Genomic DNA, 21,123 nt, shown 5'->3' with positions numbered 1-21,123 from the left:
GGGACTTTGGTCCCGATTCTGCCTGCGCCCCTCCACCGTACGCACCGCTGTTACACAACCTCCCGGTGCCCGTGATCGTCGCCGTCTACCTTCGGTCTGTCCCGCCTCAAGACCCCCTTTGGCTCCCCATGAAGCGACCCACCCGCCCCCTCGCCGCCGCCCTGGCCTGCGCCCTCCTGTGCGCGCTCGCCGTCGGCGGCTGCTCCGCACCCGGAGGGCTGGGCGTCGGCGAGCCCGCGCCACCCGTATCGGCCCAGCCGCGGCCCGAGTCGCTCTGGCCGCTGTGGACCGACCACTCCGTCTCCGGGCCCGGAAAATCGGTCGGCACCCGGGAGCCCCCGCCGCAACCGCTGCAGAACGCGCCCGAAGTGGGACCCGGCGGGCTGCCCGCGGTGAACGTGCAGGACGTTGTACGCGCCGACAAGCAGATGAAGGCCTTCGCGGCGAAGGGCTGGATCGACGCACCCGGCAAGGTCGGACTGCGCCCGCCCGTCTTCCGCGACCTCACGGGCGACGGGGGCCAGGACCTGATCGTCGCCGCCGACGCGGAGACGGGTCGTACCGCGCTGACCGTCTACACCGCCGAGGGCACCCGGATCGTCCCCATCCTCTTCACCGTCGGCCGGCGGCTGGCCGCCGAGACCATCGGCGGCGACCTGCTGCTGCGCACCGCCGCCGACGACGGCTCCGAGCAGGCCGTCCGCTACCACTGGGACGGCGAGCGGATGCGGGTCGTCAGCGACGAACGGCGCTACACCAAGTCCCTGCCGGGCTGCGACAGCGATCGGACCCCGCAGCCGAGGCGCACCGACAGGTACGGCCAGGTGTGCGAGTGAGACCCGTCCTGATCCGCTGCCGCCACCTGCTGCGCGCCCTCGGCCTGCGCTGGAAGATCTCGATCCTGCTCGCGGTCGGCTGCTCGCTGGTCGCGGTGACGATCGGCGTACTGATCCACGATGCGCGGGCCCAACAGATCGGCGACGCGGCCCGGGAGAGCGCGCTCGCGCAGCTGATCCGGGTGCGCCAGGTGTACGAGCTCACGGGGCGGCTGGACGAGGACAAGGTCGGCGAGGCCGACGCGTGGATCGACTGCCCGCGGCTGCCGGGCCCGCTGCGCCGGGCAGCGCTGGCGGGGCAGCGCACCACCTACCTCGACCTGTCCGGGCCGGATCCGGCGGTGTGGGCGGCGCGCCCCGTCGGCGGGGAGCACGTGCTGTCCGTACGCCGGCCGCTGGCCGGGGAACAGGCCGAACTGCTGGAACTGGACCAGCAGCTGGTGGCTTCCGGGGCCGGGGTCGTGACGCTCGCGGCGATCGGCGGCGCGCTGATGGCGAGCCGGCTGAGCAAGGACCTGCGGACGGCGGCCGAGACGGCCCGCCGGATCAGCGAGGGCGAACTGGACGCGCGCATCGGGGCGTCGGGCATGCCGGGGACCCGCAACGAGGTCGCCGAGCTGTCCTCGGCGGTGGACACGATGGCGGCCAGTCTCCAGCAGCGGCTGGAGGCGGAGCAGCGGTTCACGGCGGACGTGGCGCACGAGCTGCGGACCCCGCTGACGGGGCTGCACACCGCGGCCGAGCTGCTGCCGGCGGGGCGGCCGACGGAGCTGGTCCGCGACCGGGTCGCGGCGCTGCGGACGCTGACCGAGGACCTGCTGGAAGTGGCGCGGCTGGACGCGCGCCGGGAGGAGGCGCAGCTGGGGGCGCACGCGCTGGGTCCGCTGGTCACCGCGATCGCGCGGCGGTCGGGGGTGGCGGCCGAGGTGGTCGGCGGCGACTGCCCGGCGGTGGTCCGTACGGATGCCCGGCGGCTGGAGCGGATCCTGACGAACCTGCTGGTCAACGCCCGTCGGCACGGTGGGGAGCCGGTCACGGTGATGGTCTGCGGGAACGAGGTGACGGTACGGGACTCCGGTCCGGGTTTCCCGGTGAAGCTGCTGCGGGAGGGGCCGCAGCGCTTCCTGACGGGTGCGGCCGAGCGGGGGCAGGGCACGGGGCTGGGCCTGACGATCGCCTTCGGTCAGGCCCAGGTGATCGGGGCGCGGGTGACGCTGTCGAACCCGGCTCCGGCGGGCGCCGCAGCGACGGTGACGCTGCCCGCGGTGTGAGCGGGGGGGCGGGAACTCGAACCCCGGCCCGGGCACCGCTTCGGGCACCGGCTCGGGCAGCGGCTCCGGCACCGGCTCGGGCACCGGCTCCGGCCCCCGCTCACCCGGACGGCGTGCTGCACCCGGACGGCCGAGGACGGCGGTCGTGACCTGCGGAAACGACGGCCGCGCGAGGAGATCTGACGGAACATCAGCAGGCGCGTCGCGGCCGGGCCGGGTTTCCTCGGGAACACGACCCCGTGTCTCCAGGAGCCCCCATGCGCCGACGCACCGCCCACGTGCTCACCGCCACCGCGCTGACCGCCGCCGCGTTCACGGGCCCGGTCGCCGGGGCGGTCGCCGCCGCGGAGCTCGGCACGGCGGGCTTCGCACCCGGCGACTTCGCGAAGCTCGAAGTTTGGCCGAAAAACGCCGCTCCCGGGGCCGTCGTCACCGTGAACACCACCGCTTGCGGCGCGGGCAGCCACGCCGACGGCGATGCCACCACGGTCGGCGGCGGCCGCTTCAAGCTGGTTCCCGGCACCCACAAAGAGGTGGTCATCGGGCAGTTCCAGATCGCCCGCGGCACCCGCCCGGGCACCTACGGCATCGGCGCGACCTGCGCCGACGGCAAGTTCGCCACCGGCGACCTGGTCGTCACCGAACGCGGCCCCAAGGGCCACGTCCGCACCGGGGTGGGTGGCGGGACGACCACCACCACCGTCGACCCCACCAAGATCACGGCGGGAGCGGTCGTGCTGGCCGCGGCCGCCGTCGGCGGTACCTGGCTCCTGCGTCGCCGGGCGAGCGGCACGCGGAGCTGACGGGCGCCCACCGCGGCTGCGGCCGCGGTCCGACCGGTACCGTCCCCCGTCGCCCGCCCCGCGAGGTCCCCCCCGTTCGCGGGGCCGGGCGACGGCCTGCCATACGAACACGGGACACGGGCCCGGATCACACCGCCAGGGGGCACCCATGGGCAGAGGCCAGGCCGGTCGCGGCGGGCTCGTCGCGCTCGCCGCCTGCGTCGGCATCTGGCTCGTCGGCAGCGGCTCCGGCCAGTCGACCGGCCCCCCGCTGCCCTCCCCCGCCGACGCGCTCGGCACGCAGGCGCACTACCCCGGCAGCATCGACCCGCTCCCCGGCTCCCCGCCCGCCCGGATCCGGATCCCGTCCATCCGGGTGGACGCCCCGCTGACCGGGCTGGGCCTCGGCCCCGACGGCAGCATCGAGGTGCCGCCGCCCGCCCGCCGCGATCTGGCGGGCTGGTACCAGGGCGGCACCACCCCCGGCGCGGTCGGCACCGCCGTCGTCGTCGGCCACGTCGACCACGCCACGGGCCCGGCGGTCTTCTACCACCTCGGCGCGCTGCACCGCGGAGCCGCGATCGAGGTGCCGCGCGCGGACGGACGTACGGCCGTGTTCACCGTCCACGCGGTCGAGGTCTACGAGGCCGACCGCTTCCCCGACTCCCGGGTGTACGGGCCCTCGCCGCGCGCCGAGCTCCGGGTGATCACCTGCGGCGGGGGCTTCTCGCCGCGAACCGGCTACCAGGGCAACGTGGTCGTCTTCGCCCACCTCACCGGCACGTACTAGCAGGCACCTTGCGGATAGGACCGGATCAGCCCCACTGCTCCAGACCGAGCTTGACCACCAGCGCGGCCACCACCGTCAGCAGCACGCCGCGTACGAACCCGCTGCCCTTCTTCAGCGCCATCCGCGCTCCGACCATGCCGCCGGCCAGGTTGAAGGCCGCCATCAGCGCGGCCAGCTGCCACAGCACCATGCCCTGGTAGGCGAACATCGCGAGCGCCCCGGCGTTCGTGCAGCAGTTGACGATCTTGGCCGTCGCGGAGGCGGTGACCAGGTCGAGGTGGAGCAGCGCGGTCAGGGCGAGCACCAGGAAGGTGCCGGTACCGGGCCCGATGAGCCCGTCGTAGAAGCCGATGCCGAGGCCTGCGAGCCCGATCGCGAGCAGCACCCGCTGCCGGCTGACGGGCGCGGCCGAGGGGGCGGTGCCGAAGCCCGGCTTGAAGATCACGACGCCCGCGACGATCACGAGTACGCCCATGATGAGCGGGCGCATGGTGTCCTTGCTGATCCCGCCGGCCAGCGCGGCGCCGCCCATGGATCCGGCGAGCGCGGCGATGCCGATCCGGACGGCGAGCTTCACGTCCACCGGTGCCTTGCGCGCGTACGTCACCGCCGCGCCCGCGGTGCCGACGATGGCCACGGCCTTGTTGGTGCCGAGCACGGCGGCGGGGTGGGCGTTCGGCAGGCCGAGGAGGAGGGCGGGCAGGAGCAGCAGTCCCCCGCCGCCCACCACCGCGTCGATCCAGCCGGCCGCCGCCGCGGCCACGCACAGCACGATGATCATGGTCGTTGATATGTCAGGCACGGCCACGACCCTATGGAGCCGATGGGTGCAGCAACCATCAATCGCCGGAAACTTGCGCAAAGGTTGAGCTTTGCCGGGCCGGCACCCGGTCGGGGGCCACCGGGGCCGCCGGATTCACGGTCGCGGTCAGCGCCGTCGCGGCCAGCACACTGGCCAGCCCGAGCCCGGCCGCGAGCCGCCGCGCGGGCGGTACGGCGGCCAGCGCGGCCACGCCCGCCCGCAGGGCGGAGGGCCGCCGGGGCCCCCGGTGCCGGGCCGCGGGCGGCGGCGCGGACTCGGAGGCGGGGGCGGGGGCGGGGGCGACGGCGGTGGCGGGGGCGGAGCCGGAGAATCCGACCGGTACGGACAGGGGGACGTGCAGCGGATGGCGCATGGCGCGGCGGCCTCTCGGGATCACACGTGGGTCGGAGTCAGAAGCTGAAGCACTCGGAATGGATGCGTCCGGCCGGCACCCCGGCCCGCAGCAGCGCGCTCTGCGTCGCCTCGGCCATCCCCGGCGGCCCGCACAGGTAGACGTCGTGCTCGGTCAGGTCCGGCACCAGGGCGAGCAGCGCCTGCGGGGCCAGCGGATCGTAGGCCGCGTCGGAGGATCCGAGCAGGTAGTGCAGCCCGGCCCGCCGCTCGGCGGCGATGGCCTCCAACTCGGAGCGCAGTACCAGGTGCTCCGCGGCACCGGCCCGGTAGAGCAGGGTGATCTCCCCCGGCCCGCCGGGCAGCGTCTCGAACAGCGCCCGCATCGGCGTGATGCCGACCCCGCCCGCGATCAGCAGCACCTTGGTCCTGGTCCGCCGGGCGGCGGTGAGCGCCCCGAACGGCCCCGTCGCGATGACCCTGGTCCCGGGGCGCAGCCTGCGGATCCGGCGGGAGTGCCCGCCGAGCGCCTTCACGGTGATCCGCAGGGCGTGGCCCCGGACCGGCGCGGACAGCGAGAACGGCAGGGCGGTGTGCCACAGGCGGCGCTGCAGGAACCGCCAGCGCAGGAACTGGCCCGGCTCCGCGCGCAGTTCCTCCAGGTGCTGCCCGTACACGACGACGGAGACCACCCCGGGCCCCTCGACCCGCACCTCGGCCACCCGCAGCGCGTGCCGCAGGGCCTGCCGTACGGGGACCACGGCCCGGTACCAGACCAGCAGGACGGCCACGGTGGCGTGGGCGAGGGCCCAGAACCAGCCGGTCAGGGCCAGATCGGGCCCGGCGAGCTGGTGGCCGAAGGCCAGCGAGGCGGCGAGGTAGACGAGGAGGTGCACCCCGCGCCAGGTTTCGTGGCTGACCCGGCGGCGTACGGCCCGGGCGGAGCCCACCCCGACGGCGGCCAGCAGGGCCGTCCCGACGAAGGCGGCGGCCACCGCGGGGTAGCCGAACAGCTCCCGGACGGCGGAGACCACGTCGACGCCCTCGTGGACGGCGTATCCGCACAGGGCGAAGAGGGCGTGCCCGAAGCAGAGCAGCAGCACGTGCCGACCGCCGCGCGCATGCCAGCGGGCGAGCCGGTCGGCTCCGACCCCGTGCTCGACGGCGGGCACCCGCGCCATCAGGAAGAGCAGTACGAGCACCCCGTACCCGGCGAGCAGGCCGGTCAGATGGGCGGCGGTCGCGAACAGGGCGTCGAGCCGCGCGGAGGGCCGCACCTGGGCCGCCCACAGCAGTGCCACCAGCCCCGCCCCGCCGAGCATCCCGCCCTTGACCCGCATCGCCGCATCTCGCACGAGGATCACGCTAAGGGCCGTCCGAACCCCGCCGACCTGCCCGAACCCATCCTTAAGTCGCCCTTGAGGGACGCCTCACCGACCCTTAACCCGGGCGCTGAGGTGCGCGTTCCGTCCGGGTAACAGCGGCGATGCGGCGGGGAAACAGCGGACGCGCACGCTCGTGCCATGACCTCGAAGCAGCAGCGTGTGGTGGTGATCGGCGGCGGCCTCGCGGGCCTGCGGCTCGCCGCACGGCTGGGCACGGGCGCAGGTGCCCGTACGGAGGTGACGGTCCTCGGCGAGGAGCCGCACGTTCCGTACAACCGGGTACTGCTGGCAGAGGTCCTGGCGGGCCGGTACGCGCCGGAGGTGACCGCCCTCCCCGACCCCGGCCCGGTGCTGCGCCGGGGCGTCCGGGCGGTCCGCGTGGACCGCGCCGACCGGACGGTCCACTGCGACGACGGCAGCACCGAGCGGTACGACGCGCTGGTCCTGGCCACGGGCTCGAACGCGGTCCTCCCGCCACTGCGCGGGCTGTTCGAGCCGCAGGGGCGGGAACTCCCCGACGGGGTGCACGCGTTCCGCACCATGGACGACTGCCTGGCCCTGACGGCCGCGGCGGGCGCGGGCTCCGGCGTGCGCGCGGTGGTGATCGGCGGCGGCCTCCTCGGCGTCTCCGCGGCCCGCGCCCTGGCCGAGCGCGGCGCCCAGGTGGTCCTGGCCCAGCAGGGCGAACGCCTGATGGAGCGCCAGCTGGACGCCGACGCCTCGGCGCTGCTGCACGCCCATCTGACCACCCTCGACATCGAGATCCACACCCGGTGCCGGGTCCGCGGCCTGACGACGAAGGCACGGGCTGCGGGCGGGCGGCGGGTCAGCGGGGTCGAGTTCGCCGACGGCTACCGGCTCGACGCCGACCTCGTCGTGCTCGCCTGCGGCGTGCGGCCCCGGACCGGGCTCGCGCTCGCCGCCGGACTCGAGGTGCGCACCGGGATCGTCGTGGACGACCGGCTGCGGACCAGCGACCCCCGCATCCACGCCATCGGCGACTGCGCCGAGCACGCCGGCCGGGTGTACGGCCTCGCGGGCCCCGCGCTGGAACAGGCCGACGCCCTGGCGGCGCAGCTGGGCGGCGCGTCCGCCCCCGGGTACACCGGGACCCGCGCCCTCACCCGCCTCACCCTCGGCGCCGCCCCCGCGGGCCCGGGCGCCGCTCCCGGCGGCCCCGGTCCGCTCGACCTCGCCGCCTTCGGCGAGACCACCCCGCTCCCCGGTGACGACGTGGTCCGCCTCGCCGACGCCACCCGCCGGACCTACCGGAAGGTCGTCGTCCGCGACGACCGCCTCGTCGGCGGTGTCCTGCTCGGCGAACTCTCCACCGTGGGCGCCCTCGCCCGCAGCTGGGAGGACGCCGAGCCCCTGACCGACCTGTTCCACCTGCTCACCGACGACGGAGGCTCCTGAACATGGCCGCAGCCACGCCCACGCCCACCCCCGCCATCGTGCTCATCGGCCACGGCATGGTCGGCCAGCGCTACCTGGAGGCCCTCGCCGAGCGCGGGGCCACCGCCACGCACCGCATCACCGTGCTCTGCGAGGAGCCCCGGCCCGCCTACGACCGCGTACACCTCACCTCGTACTTCTCCGGCAGCACCCCCGAGGACCTCTCCCTCACCCCCGCCGGCTTCACGGAGCGGCACGGGATCGAGCTGCACCTCGGCGACCCCGCCGAGTCCATCGACCGCGACGCCCGTACCGTCACCTCCCGCTCCGGGCGGGTGATCCCGTACGACGTGCTCGTCCTCGCGACCGGCAGCCACCCCTTCGTGCCGCCCGTCCCCGGCAAGGACGCCCCCGGCTGCTTCGTCTACCGCACGATCGAGGACCTGCTCGCGATCGAGGAGTACGCGAAGACCCGCACCAGCGGCGCCGTCGTCGGCGGCGGGCTCCTCGGGCTGGAGGCGGCCGGCGCCCTCAAGGGCCTGGGGCTCGACACCCGCGTCGTGGAGTTCGCCCCGCGCCTGATGCCGGTCCAGGTCGACGACGGCGGCGGCGCGGCCCTGCTGCGCACCATCGAATCGATGGGGCTGACGGTCCACACCGGTGTGGGCACCCAGGAGGTGCTCACCGGAGCGGACGGCTCCGTCACCGGCATGCGGCTCTCCGACGGCTCCACCGTCGAGACCGGCCTCGTCGTCTTCTCCGCCGGGGTCCGCCCCCGCGACCACCTCGCCCGCGCCTCGGGCCTGACCGTCGGCGAGCGCGGCGGCATCGGCGTCGACGCCCGTTGCCGCACCTCCGACCCGCGCGTCTACGCCATCGGCGAGTGCGCGCTGGCCGCCGACGGCCGGGTGTACGGGCTGGTCGGCCCCGGGTACGAGATGGCCGAGACGGCCGCCGAGGACCTCCTGGGCCGGGACAGGGAGTTCACCGGAGCCGACCTCTCCACCAAGCTCAAGCTGCTCGGCGTGGACGTGGCCTCCTTCGGCGACGCCCACGGAGCGGCCCCCGGCAGCCTCGACGTCGTCTACTCCGACTCCCGCTCCGGGGTCTACAAGAAGCTGGTCGTCTCCCCCGACGGGGTCCTGCTCGGCGGGGTCCTGGTAGGCGACGCCGACGCGTACAGCCTGCTGCGCCCGATGACCGGCAGCGTCCCGCCGGTCAGCCCCGACCAGCTGGTCCTGCCCGCCGGCCTCGGCACGCCCGTCGCGCTCGGCCCCTCCGCCCTGCCCGACTCCGCGGTGATCTGCTCCTGCCACAACGTCACGAAGAAGGCGATCACCGCCTGCGCGACCCTTCCCGAGGTCAAGCAGTGCACCAAGGCGGGCACCGGCTGCGGCAGCTGCCTCAAGGTGATCGGCCAGCTGCTGCCCGCGGCCGCCGACAAGGGGCTGTGCGGCTGCTTCCCCTTCACCCGTGCCGAGCTCTACGAGATCGTCCGGACCCGCCGGCTGACCTCGTACGAGCAGCTCCTCGACGGCCACGGCCGGGAGGCGGCCCGCGGCGGCGACGGCTGCGAGGTCTGCAAGCCGGCCGTCGGCTCGATCATCGCCTCGCTCGCCCCCACCCTCGGCGCGAGCGGCTACGTCCTCGACGGGGAGCAGGCCGCCCTCCAGGACACCAACGACCACTTCCTCGCGAACCTCCAGCGCAACGGCTCCTACTCGGTCGTCCCGCGCATCCCCGGCGGCGAGATCACCCCCGACAAGCTCATCGTGATCGGCGAGGTGGCCCGCGACTTCGGGCTCTACACGAAGATCACCGGCGGCCAGCGCATCGACCTCTTCGGGGCCAGCGTGGACCAGCTCCCGCGGATCTGGGCCCGGCTCGTGGAGGCCGGGTTCGAATCCGGGCACGCGTACGGGAAGGCGCTGCGCACCGTGAAGTCCTGCGTCGGGCAGACCTGGTGCCGGTACGGGGTCCAGGACTCCGTGCGCATGGCCATCGACCTGGAGCTGCGCTACCGCGGCCTGCGCGCCCCGCACAAGCTCAAGTCGGCGGTGTCCGGCTGCGCGCGCGAGTGCGCGGAGGCGCAGAGCAAGGACTTCGGGGTGATCGCGACGGCCTCCGGCTGGAACCTCTACGTCGGCGGGAACGGCGGGGCCACCCCGCGCCACGCGGACCTGCTGGCCCAGGACCTGTCGGACGCCGAACTGGTCCGGCTCATCGACCGGTTCCTCATGTTCTACATCCGCACGGCGGACCGGCTGGAGCGCACCTCCACCTGGCTGGACCGGCTGGAAGGCGGCCTGGACCACCTGCGGGACGTAATCGTGCACGACTCGCTCGGGCTGTGCGCGGAGCTGGAGGCGCTGATGGCCGACCACGTGGCGCACTACCGCGACGAATGGGCCGAGACCCTGCAGGACCCGGAGCGGCTGCGCCGGTTCGTGTCCTTCGTGAACGCGCCCGGCGCCCCCGACCCGACCGTGAAGTTCGTCCCCGAACGCGACCAGGTCAAGCCCGACCTGACCATTCTCGACATCCGGCCGCTGGAGGCCGTGGGAGGCACCCGATGACCGTGGAACTGCAGGTGGCCGAGGGCTGGCTGACGGTGTGCGAGCTGTCCGAGCTCACCCCCGGGCGGGGGGTGGCGGTCCTGCTGCCCGACGGGGGCCAGGCCGCGGTGTTCATCGACCGCTCGGGTCGTACGTACGCCATCGACAACCGGGATCCGTTCACCGGGGCGGCCGTGCTCTCGCGGGGGCTGGTCGGGCGCGCGGACGGCAGGCCCTTCGTGGCCTCGCCGCTGCTCAAGCAGCGCTTCGACCTCGTGTCGGGGCGCTGCCTGGACGACGAGGGGGCGGCGGTCCGGACCTACCCGGTGCGGACCGCCGTGACCTCGGCGGCGGTGGCGTAGCCGGGCATCAGCCCTGGACGGCCGCCGGGTCCATCCAGACGTACTCCCAGACGTGGCCCTCCAGGTCCTCGAAGGCTCGGCCGTACATGAAGCCGAGGTCCTGGGCCGGGCGGGGTTCGGTGGCGCCGGCCGCGAGGGCGGCGCCGACCACCTCGTCGACCTGCTCCCGGCTCTCCGCGCTCAGGGCGAGCATGACCTCGGTGGTCTTGGTGGCGTCCGCGACCTCCTTGGTGGCGAAGTCCTTGAAGCGGGCCTCGGTCATGAGCATCGCGAAGATGGTGTCGCTGATGACGAGGCAGCCGGTCTGCTCGTCGCTGAACCGGGGGTTGAAGGAGTAGCCGAGCTTGACCCAGAACGCCTTGGCGGCCTCGATGTCCTTGACCGGCAGGTTGACGAAGATCATGGTGGGCATCTCGGTCCCTCTTCTCTCGTGTGTGCGTCTCGTGCGTGCTTTCGAGAGATAGACCGCGGGCCACGGAAAAACTCATCGCTCCCGCGGAAACTTTTCCGAGGACCGCGCCGAGGGCTGGCCACGAGCCGCCGAGCGGGGTGCATGTGCGCAGGTCAGCCCGTGGAGCGGAGCTCCAGGGCGGCCAGCGGGACGAAGCCGCGGGTGTCCTCCCGCCGGAGCAGGGCGGGGTCGGGACCGGAAAGCCTCTTGTGCAGGGCCAGGGCGATCCGCTCGCCCGTGGCCTTCGCCCGCTCCGCGTTCGGCCCCCGGTGCAGGCCGTCGACCGCCGCGTTCCACAGCTGGACCCAGCGCCCGAAGTCCTCGGCGGTCATCTCCCGCGCGGAGTGCAGGGCGGCGTGCGGGCCGAAGGCGTCGCGCCCGTAGTCGGCCGTACGGAACAGGGCCCGCTCCCAGAAGTCCGTGATCCGGGGCAGGTGGACCTCCAGGTCCGTGCCGGCGATCTCGGTGAAGAACGGCCCGATCCGCCGGTCGGCGAAAGCGGCGGTGTAGAAGCGGCGCAGCACGACGGCGAGGTCGGCGCGGCCGGAGATGTCGTTGTCCGCGGCGAACTGGTTCATGGCTTCACCATCTTGGCGCACGCGGGGGTGTGCCAGGGCGGAAAGTCCCGCCGTTCGTCACTTCGTGCGGATCGCGGGCGAGCGGGCCGCGGCGCGCCCCGGACCGTGGTTCCCGGTCCGGGGCGCGCCGGACACCCCCTAGGGGGTGTCCGCAAAGTCCCGCCTGCCCCGCGGCGCCCGGCACGCGCTCTCGGCGCACCGGGCGAAATCCCGAGTACGTCCAGTACACGGGCTCCCGCCCGGCACACCGAGAGCACGCACCGGACACCGCGGGAGCGCCCTGCGGGCGCACGGCGCTACTTTGCGGACACCCCCTAGGAGGCCACCGCCCCGCCCTTCAGCAGCGCGGCCCCCAGCGGGGTCACCGTGTGCAGCACGGCATTGCCCCGGCGCAGGGTGGTCACCAGGCCCGCCTCGCGCATCACGCAGGCGTGCTGGCTCGCGGAGGCCAGCGAGACGCCGGCCCGGCGGGCCAGCTCGCTGGTGGTGGCCCCGTCGCCGATGGCCCGCAGCACCACCGAGCGCGTGTGCCCGACGAGCTTGCCCAGCGTGCGCTGGCGCTGCTCCTCCAGGGGGCGAATCGATTCGCTCCCGGTGGACGCCGAAGCCAGCTGCGCCGCGGCCGGGTAGACCAGCACGGGGGGCAGCTCGGGGTCGTGCAGGGTCACGGCGGTGCGCCGGCAGAAGAACGAGGGCTGCAGCAGCAGCCCGCGCCCCCGCAGCCGTACGTCGCGGTCCACGGGGTAGTCGCACTCCAGGACCGGCGCCCGCCAGCGCAGCATCGGCGGCAGCGAGGCCAGCAGCTCGTCCGCGCCCCCGTCCAGCAGGGCCCGGCCGCGCGCGGCCCGCTCGGCCTCGATCTGGGCCTGGATGTGGGTCCAGTACGGCTCCACGGCCGCACGGTGGTAACCGCGCAGCTCGCCCAGCAGCCTCGGCAGGTGCTTGGTGCCGCCCTCCATGAAGTCCCGCAGCCGCCGCGGGACCGGCGCGTCGGCGCCCCCGCTCACGGCCGAGGGCATGCCGAAGGCGGCCCCGACACCGGTGCCCGCGCCCAGCAGCGCCAGCTCGCGCCGCATCCGCTCGGGGCGGATCCCGCGCAGGGCGTCCAGGCCCACGTCCCACCCGTACTGCCCCTCCACAGGGGTCAGGAAATCGGGAAAATAACCACGACTCGGTATGAGCGCACCGAGCAAGCGTGTTTCACTATTCAACCTGCTCCGGGTTTCGGTACGCCATTCGCCGAAGAGCCGCGCATCACGCCGGTCTCTTAAGCGGTGAAAACTCAGAATCGTTTCCCACAACGCATCGGGACGCCCTGCCATCCGTACGCGTGCCAGGTCCACTCCAGTGAAATGGATACGCAGCACCGAACCCCCACCTGTGCAACCGCAATCCCCCCGCCCCATGAGTATGCATGCCGTCACACGACGTCACCACGCCCTTTCGGCCACAGTTGAAACCCCTTTCGGCGGGGGCGTGACAACCGAAATCCTGTACTCCGCCAGGCACACTCCGGTGCGACCGAAACGCTCCGTGAAGGCCGTGGGGGGCTTTGCGGGGCCTGGCGGTCGGTCGCAGCGGGAAGCGCCGACGTGCCTGGCAGATTGCCGGCAGGCGGTGGACGGGTGGGGATCCGTCCACCGCCTGCTGGCGTAAAGATTTGTTGAACAACAAATAGAGGCGCGTCCGCCCTCGGGGGTCAGGGAACCCGGGGGCGGACGCGCAGTCAGCGGGCCGTGTCAGGCCTGGAGGGGCTCAGCGGCTGTCGCTGCCCTTCGCCTCGGCGGCGGCACGACCGGCCTCCAGGCGCGCCACCGGAATCCGGAACGGCGAGCAGGAGACGTAGTCGAGACCCACCTCGTGGAAGAAGTGGACGGACTCGGGGTCGCCGCCGTGCTCGCCGCAGACGCCGAGCTTGAGGTCGGGGCGGGTCGCCCGGCCGGCCTGGACCGCGCTGCGGACCAGCGCGCCGACGCCGTCCTTGTCGATGGTCTCGAACGGCGAGACCCCGAAGATGCCCTTCTCCAGGTACGCGGTGAAGAAGCTGGCCTCGACGTCGTCGCGGGAGAAGCCCCACACCGTCTGGGTCAGGTCGTTCGTACCGAAGGAGAAGAACTGCGCGGCCTCGGCGATCTGCCCGGCCGTGAGGGCGGCGCGGGGCAGCTCGATCATCGTGCCGATGGACAGCTTGAGGCTGGTGCCGGTGGCGGCCTCGACCTCGGCGATGACCGCGTCGGCCTCCTCGCGGACGATCTCCAGCTCCTGGACGGTGCCCACGAGCGGGACCATGATCTCGGCGCGCGGGTCGCCCTTGGCGTTCTTGCGCTCGGCCGCGGCCTCGGCGATCGCCCGGACCTGCATGGCGAACAGACCGGGGATGACCAGGCCGAGGCGGACACCGCGCAGACCCAGCATCGGGTTCTGCTCGTGCAGCTTGTGCACGGCCTGGAGCAGGCGCAGGTCGTTCTCGTTGGCGTCCTTGCGGGCCTCGGCGAGGGCGACGCGCACCGACAGCTCGGTGATGTCGGGCAGGAACTCGTGCAGCGGCGGGTCGAGGAGGCGGACGGTGACGGGCAGTCCGTCCATCGCCTCGAACAGCTCGACGAAGTCCTTCTTCTGGAGCGGCAGGAGGGCACTCAGTGCCTCCTCGCGCTCCTTGTCGGTGTCCGCGAGGATCAGGTGCTCGACCAGCTCGCGGCGCTCACCGAGGAACATGTGCTCGGTGCGGCACAGGCCGATGCCCTGGGCGCCGAAGCGGCGGGCGCGCAGCGCGTCCTCGGCGTTGTCGGCGTTGGCGCGCACCCGCAGCCGGCGGACGCGGTCCGCGTAGGCCATGACCCGGTGGACGGCCTGGACCAGCTCGTCGGCGTCGTCGGCGCCGGCGTGCATGCGGCCCTCGAAGTACTCGACGACCGGGGACGGTACGACGGGTACCTCACCGAGGTACACCTTGCCGGTGGAGCCGTCGATGGAGACGACGTCGCCCTCCTCGACCACCTTGCCGCCGACCGTCATCCGGCGGCGCTTGGTGTCGACCTCGAGGTCCTCGGCGCCGCAGACACACGTCTTGCCCATGCCGCGGGCCACGACGGCGGCGTGCGAGGTCTTGCCGCCGCGCGAGGTCAGGATGCCCTCGGCGGCGATCATGCCGTCCAGGTCGTCCGGGTTGGTCTCGCGGCGGATCAGGATGACCTTCTCGCCGGAGCGCGACCACTTGACGGCCGTGTACGAGTCGAAGACGGCCTTGCCGACGGCCGCGCCCGGGGAGGCGGCGATGCCGCGGCCCAGCAGCTCGGTCGTGGCGCCCTCGTCGAAGCGCGGGAACATCAGCTGCGCGAGCTGGGCGCCGTTGACGCGCTGGAGCGCCTCGGCCTCGTCGATCAGGCCCTGGTCCACGAGCTGGGTGGCGATGCGGAAGGCGGCGCCGGCGGTGCGCTTGCCGACGCGGGTCTGCAGCATCCACAGCTGGCCGCGCTCGATCGTGAACTCGATGTCGCAGAGATCCTTGTAGTGGGTCTCCAGCGTCGTCATGATCGTCATGAGCTGGTCGTACGACGCCTTGTCGATCGACTCCAGGTCCGCCAGCGGGACGGTGTTGCGGATGCCCGCGACGACGTCCTCGCCCTGGGCGTTCTGCAGGTAGTCGCCGTAGACGCCCGCGTGGCCGCTGGCCGGGTCGCGGGTGAAGGCGACGCCGGTGCCGGAGTCGGGGCCGAGGTTGCCGAAGACCATGGAGCAGATGTTGACCGCGGTGCCCAGGTCGCTCGGGATGCGCTCCTGGCGGCGGTAGAGCTTGGCGCGGTCGGTGTTCCACGAGTTGAAGACCGCCTCGACGGCGAGGTCCAGCTGCTCGCGGGCGTCCTGCGGGAACTCGCGGCCGGCCTGCTTGGCGACGATCTTCTTGAAGCGGGTGACCAGCTTCTTGAGGTCGGCGGCGTCGAGGTCGGTGTCGACGGAGACCTTCTTGGCGGCCTTGGCCTCGTCGAGGGCTTCCTCGAAGAGCTCGCCGTCGACGCCGAGGACGGTCTTGCCGAACATCTGGATGAGGCGGCGGTACGAGTCCCACGCGAAGCGCTCGTTGCCGGCCTGGGAGGCGAGGCCGGCGACCGACTCGTCGGAGAGGCCGATGTTGAGGACCGTGTCCATCATGCCCGGCATCGAGAACTTGGCACCGGAGCGCACGGAGACCAGCAGCGGGTCGTCCGACTGGCCGAGCTTCTTGCCCATCTTCGCCTCGAGGGCAGCCAGGTGGGCGCTGACCTCGTCGCGCAGTGCGGCCGGGGCCTCACCGCTGGCGAGGTAGACCTTGCAGGCCTCGGTGGTGATGGTGAAGCCGGGAGGGACCGGCAGACCCAGGTTGGTCATCTCGGCGAGGTTGGCCCCCTTGCCGCCGAGAAGGTCCTTGAGGTCGCGGTTTCCCTCGGTGAAGTCGTAGACGAACTTCTGATCTTTGTTTTCCGACACGGGTCTCGACTCCTCGAGGACTCGGTGGCTGCCCTGACGGCCAGGAACATACCCAGATCGAAGGCTTCTGGGTACGTCCACTTGGTCGTCATGCGGCTGTAACCACCCGTGCGCCACCAGATCGAAAGTAACCAATGAGTAGCCAGAACCTACGAAGAGCGTTCACCTCCCGAAGCCGGAAGGGCCTCCCGAGGCCTGTTCCCGCTCGGATGAGCGATCATCGATACATTTGCGTTCAACTCTTGAACGAACAAAGGGTGGCACCCAGTGCCACCCTTTGGAAGTCATACCCGTGATTTTCGCGCTCATGTGAGCGCAACCCCACCCATGCGTGGCGTATGTCACGCCGCTGGCGGCACAGTTTGTCAGCTGATTCTCAGCCCCCGGACGTGTCCAGTTCGGCGTCCTCGCTCACGCCGGCACAGTCGTACGGATCCTTCAGCCAGCCATCCGGGAGGACAACCCGGTTGTTTCCGGACGTCCGGCCGCGCGGGCCGTCCGCACTCTCGGGCCACGGCTGGTCCAGGTCGAGCTCGCTCAGATGAGCGTTCAACTCGGCCAGGGACGAGGTGACCGCGAGCTTCTTCCGCATCTCGGAACCCACCGAGAAGCCCTTGAGGTACCAGGCCACGTGCTTACGGAAGTCGATCACCCCGCGCGCCTCGTCGCCGATCCACTCCCCCAGCAGCTGGGCGTGCCGGTGCATGGTGGCGGCGACCTCGCGCAGCGTGGGCTTGTGGAAGTCCTCGGGGCGCCCCTCGAAGGCCGCGACCAGGTCGTTGAACAGCCACGGGCGGCCGAGGCAGCCGCGTCCCACGACCACTCCGTCGCAGCCGGTCTCGCGGACCATGCGGAGCGCGTCCTCGGCGCACCAGATGTCGCCGTTGCCGAGCACGGGGATCTCCGGCACGTGCTCCTTGAGCCGCGCGATGGCGTCCCAGTCGGCGGTGCCGCCGTAGTGCTGGGCGGTGGTGCGCCCGTGCAGGGCGATGGCGGTGACGCCCTCCTCGACGGCGATGCGGCCGGCGTCCAGGTAGGTGAGGTGGTCGTCGTTGATGCCCTTGCGCATCTTCATGGTGACCGGCAGGTCGCCGGCGCCCGCCACGGCCTCGCGCAGGATCGCGCGCAGCAGGTTCCGCTTGTAGGGGAGGGCGGAGCCGCCGCCCTTGCGGGTCACCTTCGGGACCGGGCAGCCGAAGTTGAGGTCGATGTGGTCGGCGCGGTCCTCTTCGACGATCATGCGGACCGCCTTGCCGACCGTCGCCGGGTCGACTCCGTACAGCTGGATCGAGCGAGGCTTCTCGGTCTCGTCGAAGTGGATCAGCTGCATGGTCTTCTCGTTGCGCTCGACCAGGGCGCGGGTCGTGATCATCTCGCTCACGAACAGCCCCTTGCCGCCGCTGAACTCCCGGCAGAGGGTACGGAACGGGGCATTGGTGATGCCGGCCATGGGGGCGAGCACCACGGGGGGCTGCACGGTGTGCGGGCCGATCGCGAGCGGCGGAGGGAGCGTGGTCATCCCCCCATTGTCGCCCAGCCGGACCCGGGCACGCATCTCTTTAGTTAGGCGTACTATCGGAACCATGCCGGAGTTGAGTCCCCGACGGAGGATGCTGGTCCTGGCGATCTGCTGCATGAGCCTGCTCATCGTCAGCCTCGACGTGACCGTCCTGAACGTCGCCCTGCCCTCGATGCGCCGTGAGCTGCACGCCTCGGTCTCCGGCATGCAGTGGACGATCGACGCCTACACGCTGGTCCTGGCCTCGCTGCTGATGCTGTCGGGCTCCACCGCGGACCGGATCGGGCGCCGCCGGGTCTTCAGCGTGGGCCTGGTGTTCTTCACGGCCGGCTCGCTGCTCTGCTCGCTGGCGCCGACGCTGGAGTGGCTGATCGCCTTCCGGATGGTCCAGGCGGTGGGCGGCTCGATGCTCAGCCCGGTCGCCATGTCGATCATCACCAACACCTTCACGGATCCGCGCGAGCGGGCCCGCGCCATCGGGGCCTGGGGCGCGGTCGTGGGCATCTCCATGGCCGTGGGACCGCTGATCGGCGGGCTGCTGGTGGAATCCGTCGGCTGGCGCTCCATCTTCTGGATCAACCTCCCGGTGGGGCTGCTGGCCCTGGCGCTGACGCTGAGGTTCGTCCCCGAGTCGCGGGCCGCCCGCCCGCGCCGCCCGGACCCGGTGGGCCAGCTCCTGGTCATGGCCCTGCTGGGCTCCGTGACATACGGGATCATCGAGGCGCCGAGCGCGGGCTGGGATTCCCCGGTCATCCTCGGCTGCGCGGCCCTGGCCGTGGTCTCGCTGGTGGGACTGCTGGTCTACGAGCCGCGGCGGGCGGAGCCGCTGATCGATCCCCGGTTCTTCCGGAGCGCCCCCTTCAGCGGCGCGACGGTGATCGCGATCGGCGCCTTCGCGGCGCTGTCCGGCTTCCTGTTCCTCAACACCCTGTACTTGCAGGAGGTACGGGGGCTCAGCGCGCTCGATGCCGGGCTCTACATGCTGCCGATGGCCCTGATGACCTTCCTGTGCGCGCCGCTGTCGGGCCGGCTGGTCGGCAACCGGGGGCCGCGGCCGTCACTGCTGGTCGCGGGTACGGCGATGGCGGCGAGCGGGGTGCTGTTCGCCGCCTTCTCGGCGGAGACCTCCACACCGCTGCTGTTCACCGCGTACGTGCTGTTCGGGCTCGGCTTCGGCATGGTGAACGCGCCCATCACCAACACGGCGGTCTCCGGGATGCCCCGGGCCCAGGCGGGGGTGGCGGCCGCGGTCGCCTCGACCAGCAGGCAGACCGGCGGCACGCTGGGCGTGGCCGTGATCGGCGCGGTCCTGGCGGCGGGGACGGCGAACGGCGCCGATTTCGTGGAGGCGACGCGGCCGGCCTGGTGGATCATCACGGGCTGCGGACTGCTCGCACTCGTGGTGGGCGCCGCGACCAGCGGCCGGTGGGCCATGGCGACGGCCGCGCGGACGGCCCGCACGCTGGAGCGGGCGGGGGCGGGCCCGTCCCGGGCTTCGGCTCCACCGCGCGGCTGATCCGGAAGACGGGGCCCGGGTCCTACGCGGCCTTGATCCGCCGGACGGGTCGTGGAGCCCGTCCGGGGTGCCCCTCCGGGGCTACTCGCCGCATTCGAAGTGTTCGGCGTTCGAGTCGATCCGGCCCAGCAGCGCGCGCAGGGCGTCCTGGTCCCGCTGCGAGAACGCCGAGAACAGCGAGAGCTCGACCTCGTCGAGCGCCGCGTTGGTCTTCGCGAGGGCGCTTGATCCGGCCTCGGTGATGGCCACGTTGTGGCGGCGGCGGTCCGCCGGGTCCCGTCGGCGGACGGCCAGGCCCTCGCCCTCCAGGTCGTTCAGGATGCCGACCAGCACGCTCGGATCCACCTCCAGGCGCTCGGCGAGTGCTCGCTGCCCGATGGGGCCGCCCTCCAGGTGCATCAGCGTCATCGCGTGCCGCGGGCTGAGCCCGGCCGTGCTGAGCGCCTGCTTCATGCGGGTCTCGGTGATCGAGCCGTGCCAGGCCAGGAGCAGGCCCAGCCGCTGCGGGGGGTGCGGGGATTCCTGAGCTGCCGTCATATCGGACATCGTAACAATCGAGGAATGGTTGCAGGCATTCGATCGTTGATGTTGTTCAATGATTTAAAACCACCGATCGTTGGAGCTCATCATGTTCATTGCCTACGCCGTCGTCGCCGGCCTGCTCGCCCTCGTCCTGGCAGCGTCCGCCACGTTCACGCTCCAGCGGAACGAGGCGATCGTCACGAGCATGCGGAAGGTCGAGGTCCCGGACGCCTGGCTGCCGCGGCTGGCCGCCCTGAAGGCCGCGGGCGCTGCAGGCCTGGTCGCGGGCCTGTGGGTGACTCCGCTGGGCGTGGCCGCCGCCGTCGGCGTGACCCTCTACTTCATCGGCGCGGTCATCAGCCACCTCCGCGTCAAGGACTTCGAGCTGGCCCCGGCCGCCGTCCTCGCCCTGGTCGCGGCGGCGGCACTGGCCCTACGGGTGGCGGCATAGCCGTCCTGACGGGTGACAGATATTGAAATCTGTCACCCGTCATGCCATGGTTGTTCCATGACCACGAACGAGAACACCCGCACCCTCGGCTCGACCGGCCCCTCCGTCTTCCCGCTGGGGCTGGGCTGCATGGGCATGTCCGCCCTGTACGGGGAGGCCGACCGCAGCGAGTCCATCGCGACCATCCACGCCTACCTGGACGCCGTCCCCGAGGGCGTGAGCGCGCTGCTCGACACGGGCGACTTCTACGGCATGGGGCACAACGAGATGCTCATCGGCGAAGCCCTGCGCTCGGCGCCCGCCGCGGCCCGCGAGCAGGCGCTGACCAGCGTGAAGTTCGGCGCCCTGCGCACCGTCGAGGGCGGATTCACCGGCTATGACGGCCGCCCCGAGGCAGTCAAGAACTTCCTGGCCTACTCGCTCCAGCGCCTGGGCCGGGACCACATCGACGTCTACCGGATCGCCCGCGTCGACCCGGACGTCCCGATCGAGGAGACCGTCGGCGCCATCGCCGAGGCCGTCCAGGCCGGGCACGTGCGGCACATCGGCCTCTCCGAGGTCGGTGCGGACACCCTGCGCCGGGCCGCGGCGGTGGCGCCGATCTCGGACCTCCAGATCGAGTACTCGCTCATCTCCCGCGGCATCGAGGCGGAGATCCTGCCGACCGCCCGCGAGCTGGGCATCGGGGTCACGGCGTACGGGGTGCTGAGCCGCGGCCTGATCAGCGGGCACTTCAGCCGCGACCGGGAGCTCGCGCCGGGCGACTTCCGCGGGATGAGCCCCCGATTCCAGGGCGAGAACCTCCAGCGCAACCTCGACCTGGTCGACGCCCTGCGCAAGGTCGCGCAGGACAAGGGAGTCAGCGTCGCCCAGACCGCCATCGCCTGGGTGCTCTCGCGCGGCGAGGACGTCGTGCCGCTGGTGGGCGCCCGCCGCCGGGACAGACTGGCGGAGGCACTGGGTGCCATGTCCGTGGAGCTGACTCCGGCGGACCTGGCGGCCATCGAGGAGGCGGTCCCGGCGGGAGCCGCGGCCGGCGAGCGGTACCCGGAAGCGCAGATGGCCCACCTCGACAGCGAGCACTGAGCGGGCG

Annotated in this window: 19 protein-coding genes; 10 read left to right on the top strand and 9 right to left on the bottom strand. The window is 72.6% G+C overall.

Going from position 1 to position 21,123, the window contains the following annotated elements:
* Window positions 1-128 precede the first annotated feature (128 nt).
* From ACFYZS_RS14755 to ACFYZS_RS14740, 4 genes are all read left to right on the top strand, one after another.
* Window positions 129-836 carry a hypothetical protein gene (locus ACFYZS_RS14755; protein WP_389011379.1) on the top strand — a complete coding sequence of 236 codons (708 nt, stop codon included), beginning with the start codon at window positions 129-131 and terminating at the stop codon, window positions 834-836.
* Entirely contained in the window at window positions 833-2,107 is a 1,275-nt protein-coding gene (locus ACFYZS_RS14750) for an ATP-binding protein (protein WP_389011376.1), read from the top strand. Before ACFYZS_RS14755 ends, ACFYZS_RS14750 begins: the two co-directional genes overlap by 4 nt.
* A 257-nt stretch (window positions 2,108-2,364) precedes the next feature.
* Entirely contained in the window at window positions 2,365-2,910 is a 546-nt protein-coding gene (locus ACFYZS_RS14745) for a hypothetical protein (RefSeq protein ID WP_389011373.1), read from the top strand.
* 148 nt (window positions 2,911-3,058) lie between these two features.
* Window positions 3,059-3,679 (top strand): class F sortase, encoded by a 621-nt coding sequence (locus ACFYZS_RS14740; RefSeq protein ID WP_389011370.1) that lies wholly within the window; start codon window positions 3,059-3,061, stop codon window positions 3,677-3,679.
* 25 nt (window positions 3,680-3,704) lie between these two features.
* On the opposite strand, the gene ACFYZS_RS14735 is transcribed toward ACFYZS_RS14740, so the two are convergent.
* From ACFYZS_RS14735 to ACFYZS_RS14725, 3 genes are read right to left on the bottom strand one after another with little or no spacing between them, the layout of a single operon-like run.
* Window positions 3,705-4,481: a sulfite exporter TauE/SafE family protein gene (locus tag ACFYZS_RS14735; protein WP_389011367.1), complete on the bottom strand. Its 777-nt coding sequence runs from the start codon at window positions 4,479-4,481 to the stop codon at window positions 3,705-3,707.
* Between the two features lie 37 nt (window positions 4,482-4,518).
* Window positions 4,519-4,854, bottom strand: coding sequence for a hypothetical protein (locus ACFYZS_RS14730; protein WP_389011364.1), 336 nt, complete (start codon window positions 4,852-4,854; stop codon window positions 4,519-4,521).
* A 37-nt stretch (window positions 4,855-4,891) separates the two neighbouring features.
* Window positions 4,892-6,187, bottom strand: a complete 1,296-nt coding sequence (locus ACFYZS_RS14725; protein WP_389011361.1) for a ferric reductase-like transmembrane domain-containing protein — start codon at window positions 6,185-6,187, stop codon at window positions 4,892-4,894.
* 168 nt (window positions 6,188-6,355) lie between these two features.
* Here ACFYZS_RS14725 and ACFYZS_RS14720 point away from each other — a divergent pair, with 168 nt between their 5' ends.
* The 3 genes from ACFYZS_RS14720 to nirD are packed head-to-tail and all read left to right on the top strand — an operon-like array spanning window position 6,356 to window position 10,529.
* Window positions 6,356-7,633 carry an NAD(P)/FAD-dependent oxidoreductase gene (locus ACFYZS_RS14720; RefSeq protein WP_389011358.1) on the top strand — a complete coding sequence of 426 codons (1,278 nt, stop codon included), beginning with the start codon at window positions 6,356-6,358 and terminating at the stop codon, window positions 7,631-7,633.
* Between the two features lie 2 nt (window positions 7,634-7,635).
* Window positions 7,636-10,188, top strand: a complete 2,553-nt coding sequence (gene nirB, locus ACFYZS_RS14715; protein ID WP_389011355.1) for a nitrite reductase large subunit NirB — start codon at window positions 7,636-7,638, stop codon at window positions 10,186-10,188.
* Window positions 10,185-10,529, top strand: coding sequence for a nitrite reductase small subunit NirD (nirD, locus tag ACFYZS_RS14710; protein WP_389011352.1), 345 nt, complete (start codon window positions 10,185-10,187; stop codon window positions 10,527-10,529). The genes nirB and nirD overlap by 4 nt, the downstream gene beginning before the upstream one ends.
* A 7-nt stretch (window positions 10,530-10,536) precedes the next feature.
* On the opposite strand, the gene ACFYZS_RS14705 is transcribed toward nirD, so the two are convergent.
* The 5 genes from ACFYZS_RS14705 to dusB all read right to left on the bottom strand — a co-directional run bounded on the left by ACFYZS_RS14705 (window position 10,537) and on the right by dusB (window position 17,541).
* The gene (locus tag ACFYZS_RS14705; RefSeq protein ID WP_389011349.1) at window positions 10,537-10,941 is read right to left on the bottom strand and encodes a VOC family protein; all 405 of its coding nucleotides are present in this window, start codon (window positions 10,939-10,941) and stop codon (window positions 10,537-10,539) included.
* Window positions 10,942-11,093: 152 nt separating this feature from the next.
* The gene (locus ACFYZS_RS14700) at window positions 11,094-11,558 is read right to left on the bottom strand and encodes a group III truncated hemoglobin (RefSeq protein WP_389011346.1); all 465 of its coding nucleotides are present in this window, start codon (window positions 11,556-11,558) and stop codon (window positions 11,094-11,096) included.
* A gap of 314 nt (window positions 11,559-11,872) precedes the next feature.
* A complete protein-coding gene (locus ACFYZS_RS14695) occupies window positions 11,873-12,925 on the bottom strand; it encodes a helix-turn-helix domain-containing protein (RefSeq protein WP_389011343.1) in 1,053 nt (350 codons plus the stop codon).
* Between the two features lie 388 nt (window positions 12,926-13,313).
* A complete protein-coding gene (gene ppdK / locus ACFYZS_RS14690; protein WP_389011340.1) occupies window positions 13,314-16,022 on the bottom strand; it encodes a pyruvate, phosphate dikinase in 2,709 nt (902 codons plus the stop codon).
* A 376-nt stretch (window positions 16,023-16,398) separates the two neighbouring features.
* The gene (dusB, locus tag ACFYZS_RS14685; protein WP_030162758.1) at window positions 16,399-17,541 is read right to left on the bottom strand and encodes a tRNA dihydrouridine synthase DusB; all 1,143 of its coding nucleotides are present in this window, start codon (window positions 17,539-17,541) and stop codon (window positions 16,399-16,401) included.
* 64 nt (window positions 17,542-17,605) lie between these two features.
* Here dusB and ACFYZS_RS14680 point away from each other — a divergent pair, with 64 nt between their 5' ends.
* A complete protein-coding gene (locus tag ACFYZS_RS14680; protein WP_389011336.1) occupies window positions 17,606-19,057 on the top strand; it encodes an MFS transporter in 1,452 nt (483 codons plus the stop codon).
* 81 nt (window positions 19,058-19,138) lie between these two features.
* Here the strand turns inward: ACFYZS_RS14680 and ACFYZS_RS14675 are convergent, their stop codons facing one another.
* Entirely contained in the window at window positions 19,139-19,594 is a 456-nt protein-coding gene (locus tag ACFYZS_RS14675; RefSeq protein WP_389011333.1) for a MarR family winged helix-turn-helix transcriptional regulator, read from the bottom strand.
* Window positions 19,595-19,685: 91 nt separating this feature from the next.
* Between ACFYZS_RS14675 and ACFYZS_RS14670 the strand changes: the two genes are divergently transcribed.
* Together ACFYZS_RS14670 and ACFYZS_RS14665 are read left to right on the top strand one after the other, a co-directional pair.
* Window positions 19,686-20,030, top strand: a complete 345-nt coding sequence (locus ACFYZS_RS14670; protein ID WP_389011330.1) for a DoxX family protein — start codon at window positions 19,686-19,688, stop codon at window positions 20,028-20,030.
* A gap of 57 nt (window positions 20,031-20,087) precedes the next feature.
* Window positions 20,088-21,116 carry an aldo/keto reductase gene (locus tag ACFYZS_RS14665; RefSeq protein WP_389011327.1) on the top strand — a complete coding sequence of 343 codons (1,029 nt, stop codon included), beginning with the start codon at window positions 20,088-20,090 and terminating at the stop codon, window positions 21,114-21,116.
* Window positions 21,117-21,123 lie beyond the last annotated feature (7 nt).

This window comes from Streptomyces sp. NPDC001903 (assembly GCF_042891345.1).
In the GTDB taxonomy this organism is placed as follows: domain Bacteria; phylum Actinomycetota; class Actinomycetes; order Streptomycetales; family Streptomycetaceae; genus Streptomyces.
The sequence above is the reverse complement of the archived record's forward strand: the minus strand, read 5'-3'. Positions and strand labels throughout refer to the sequence as shown.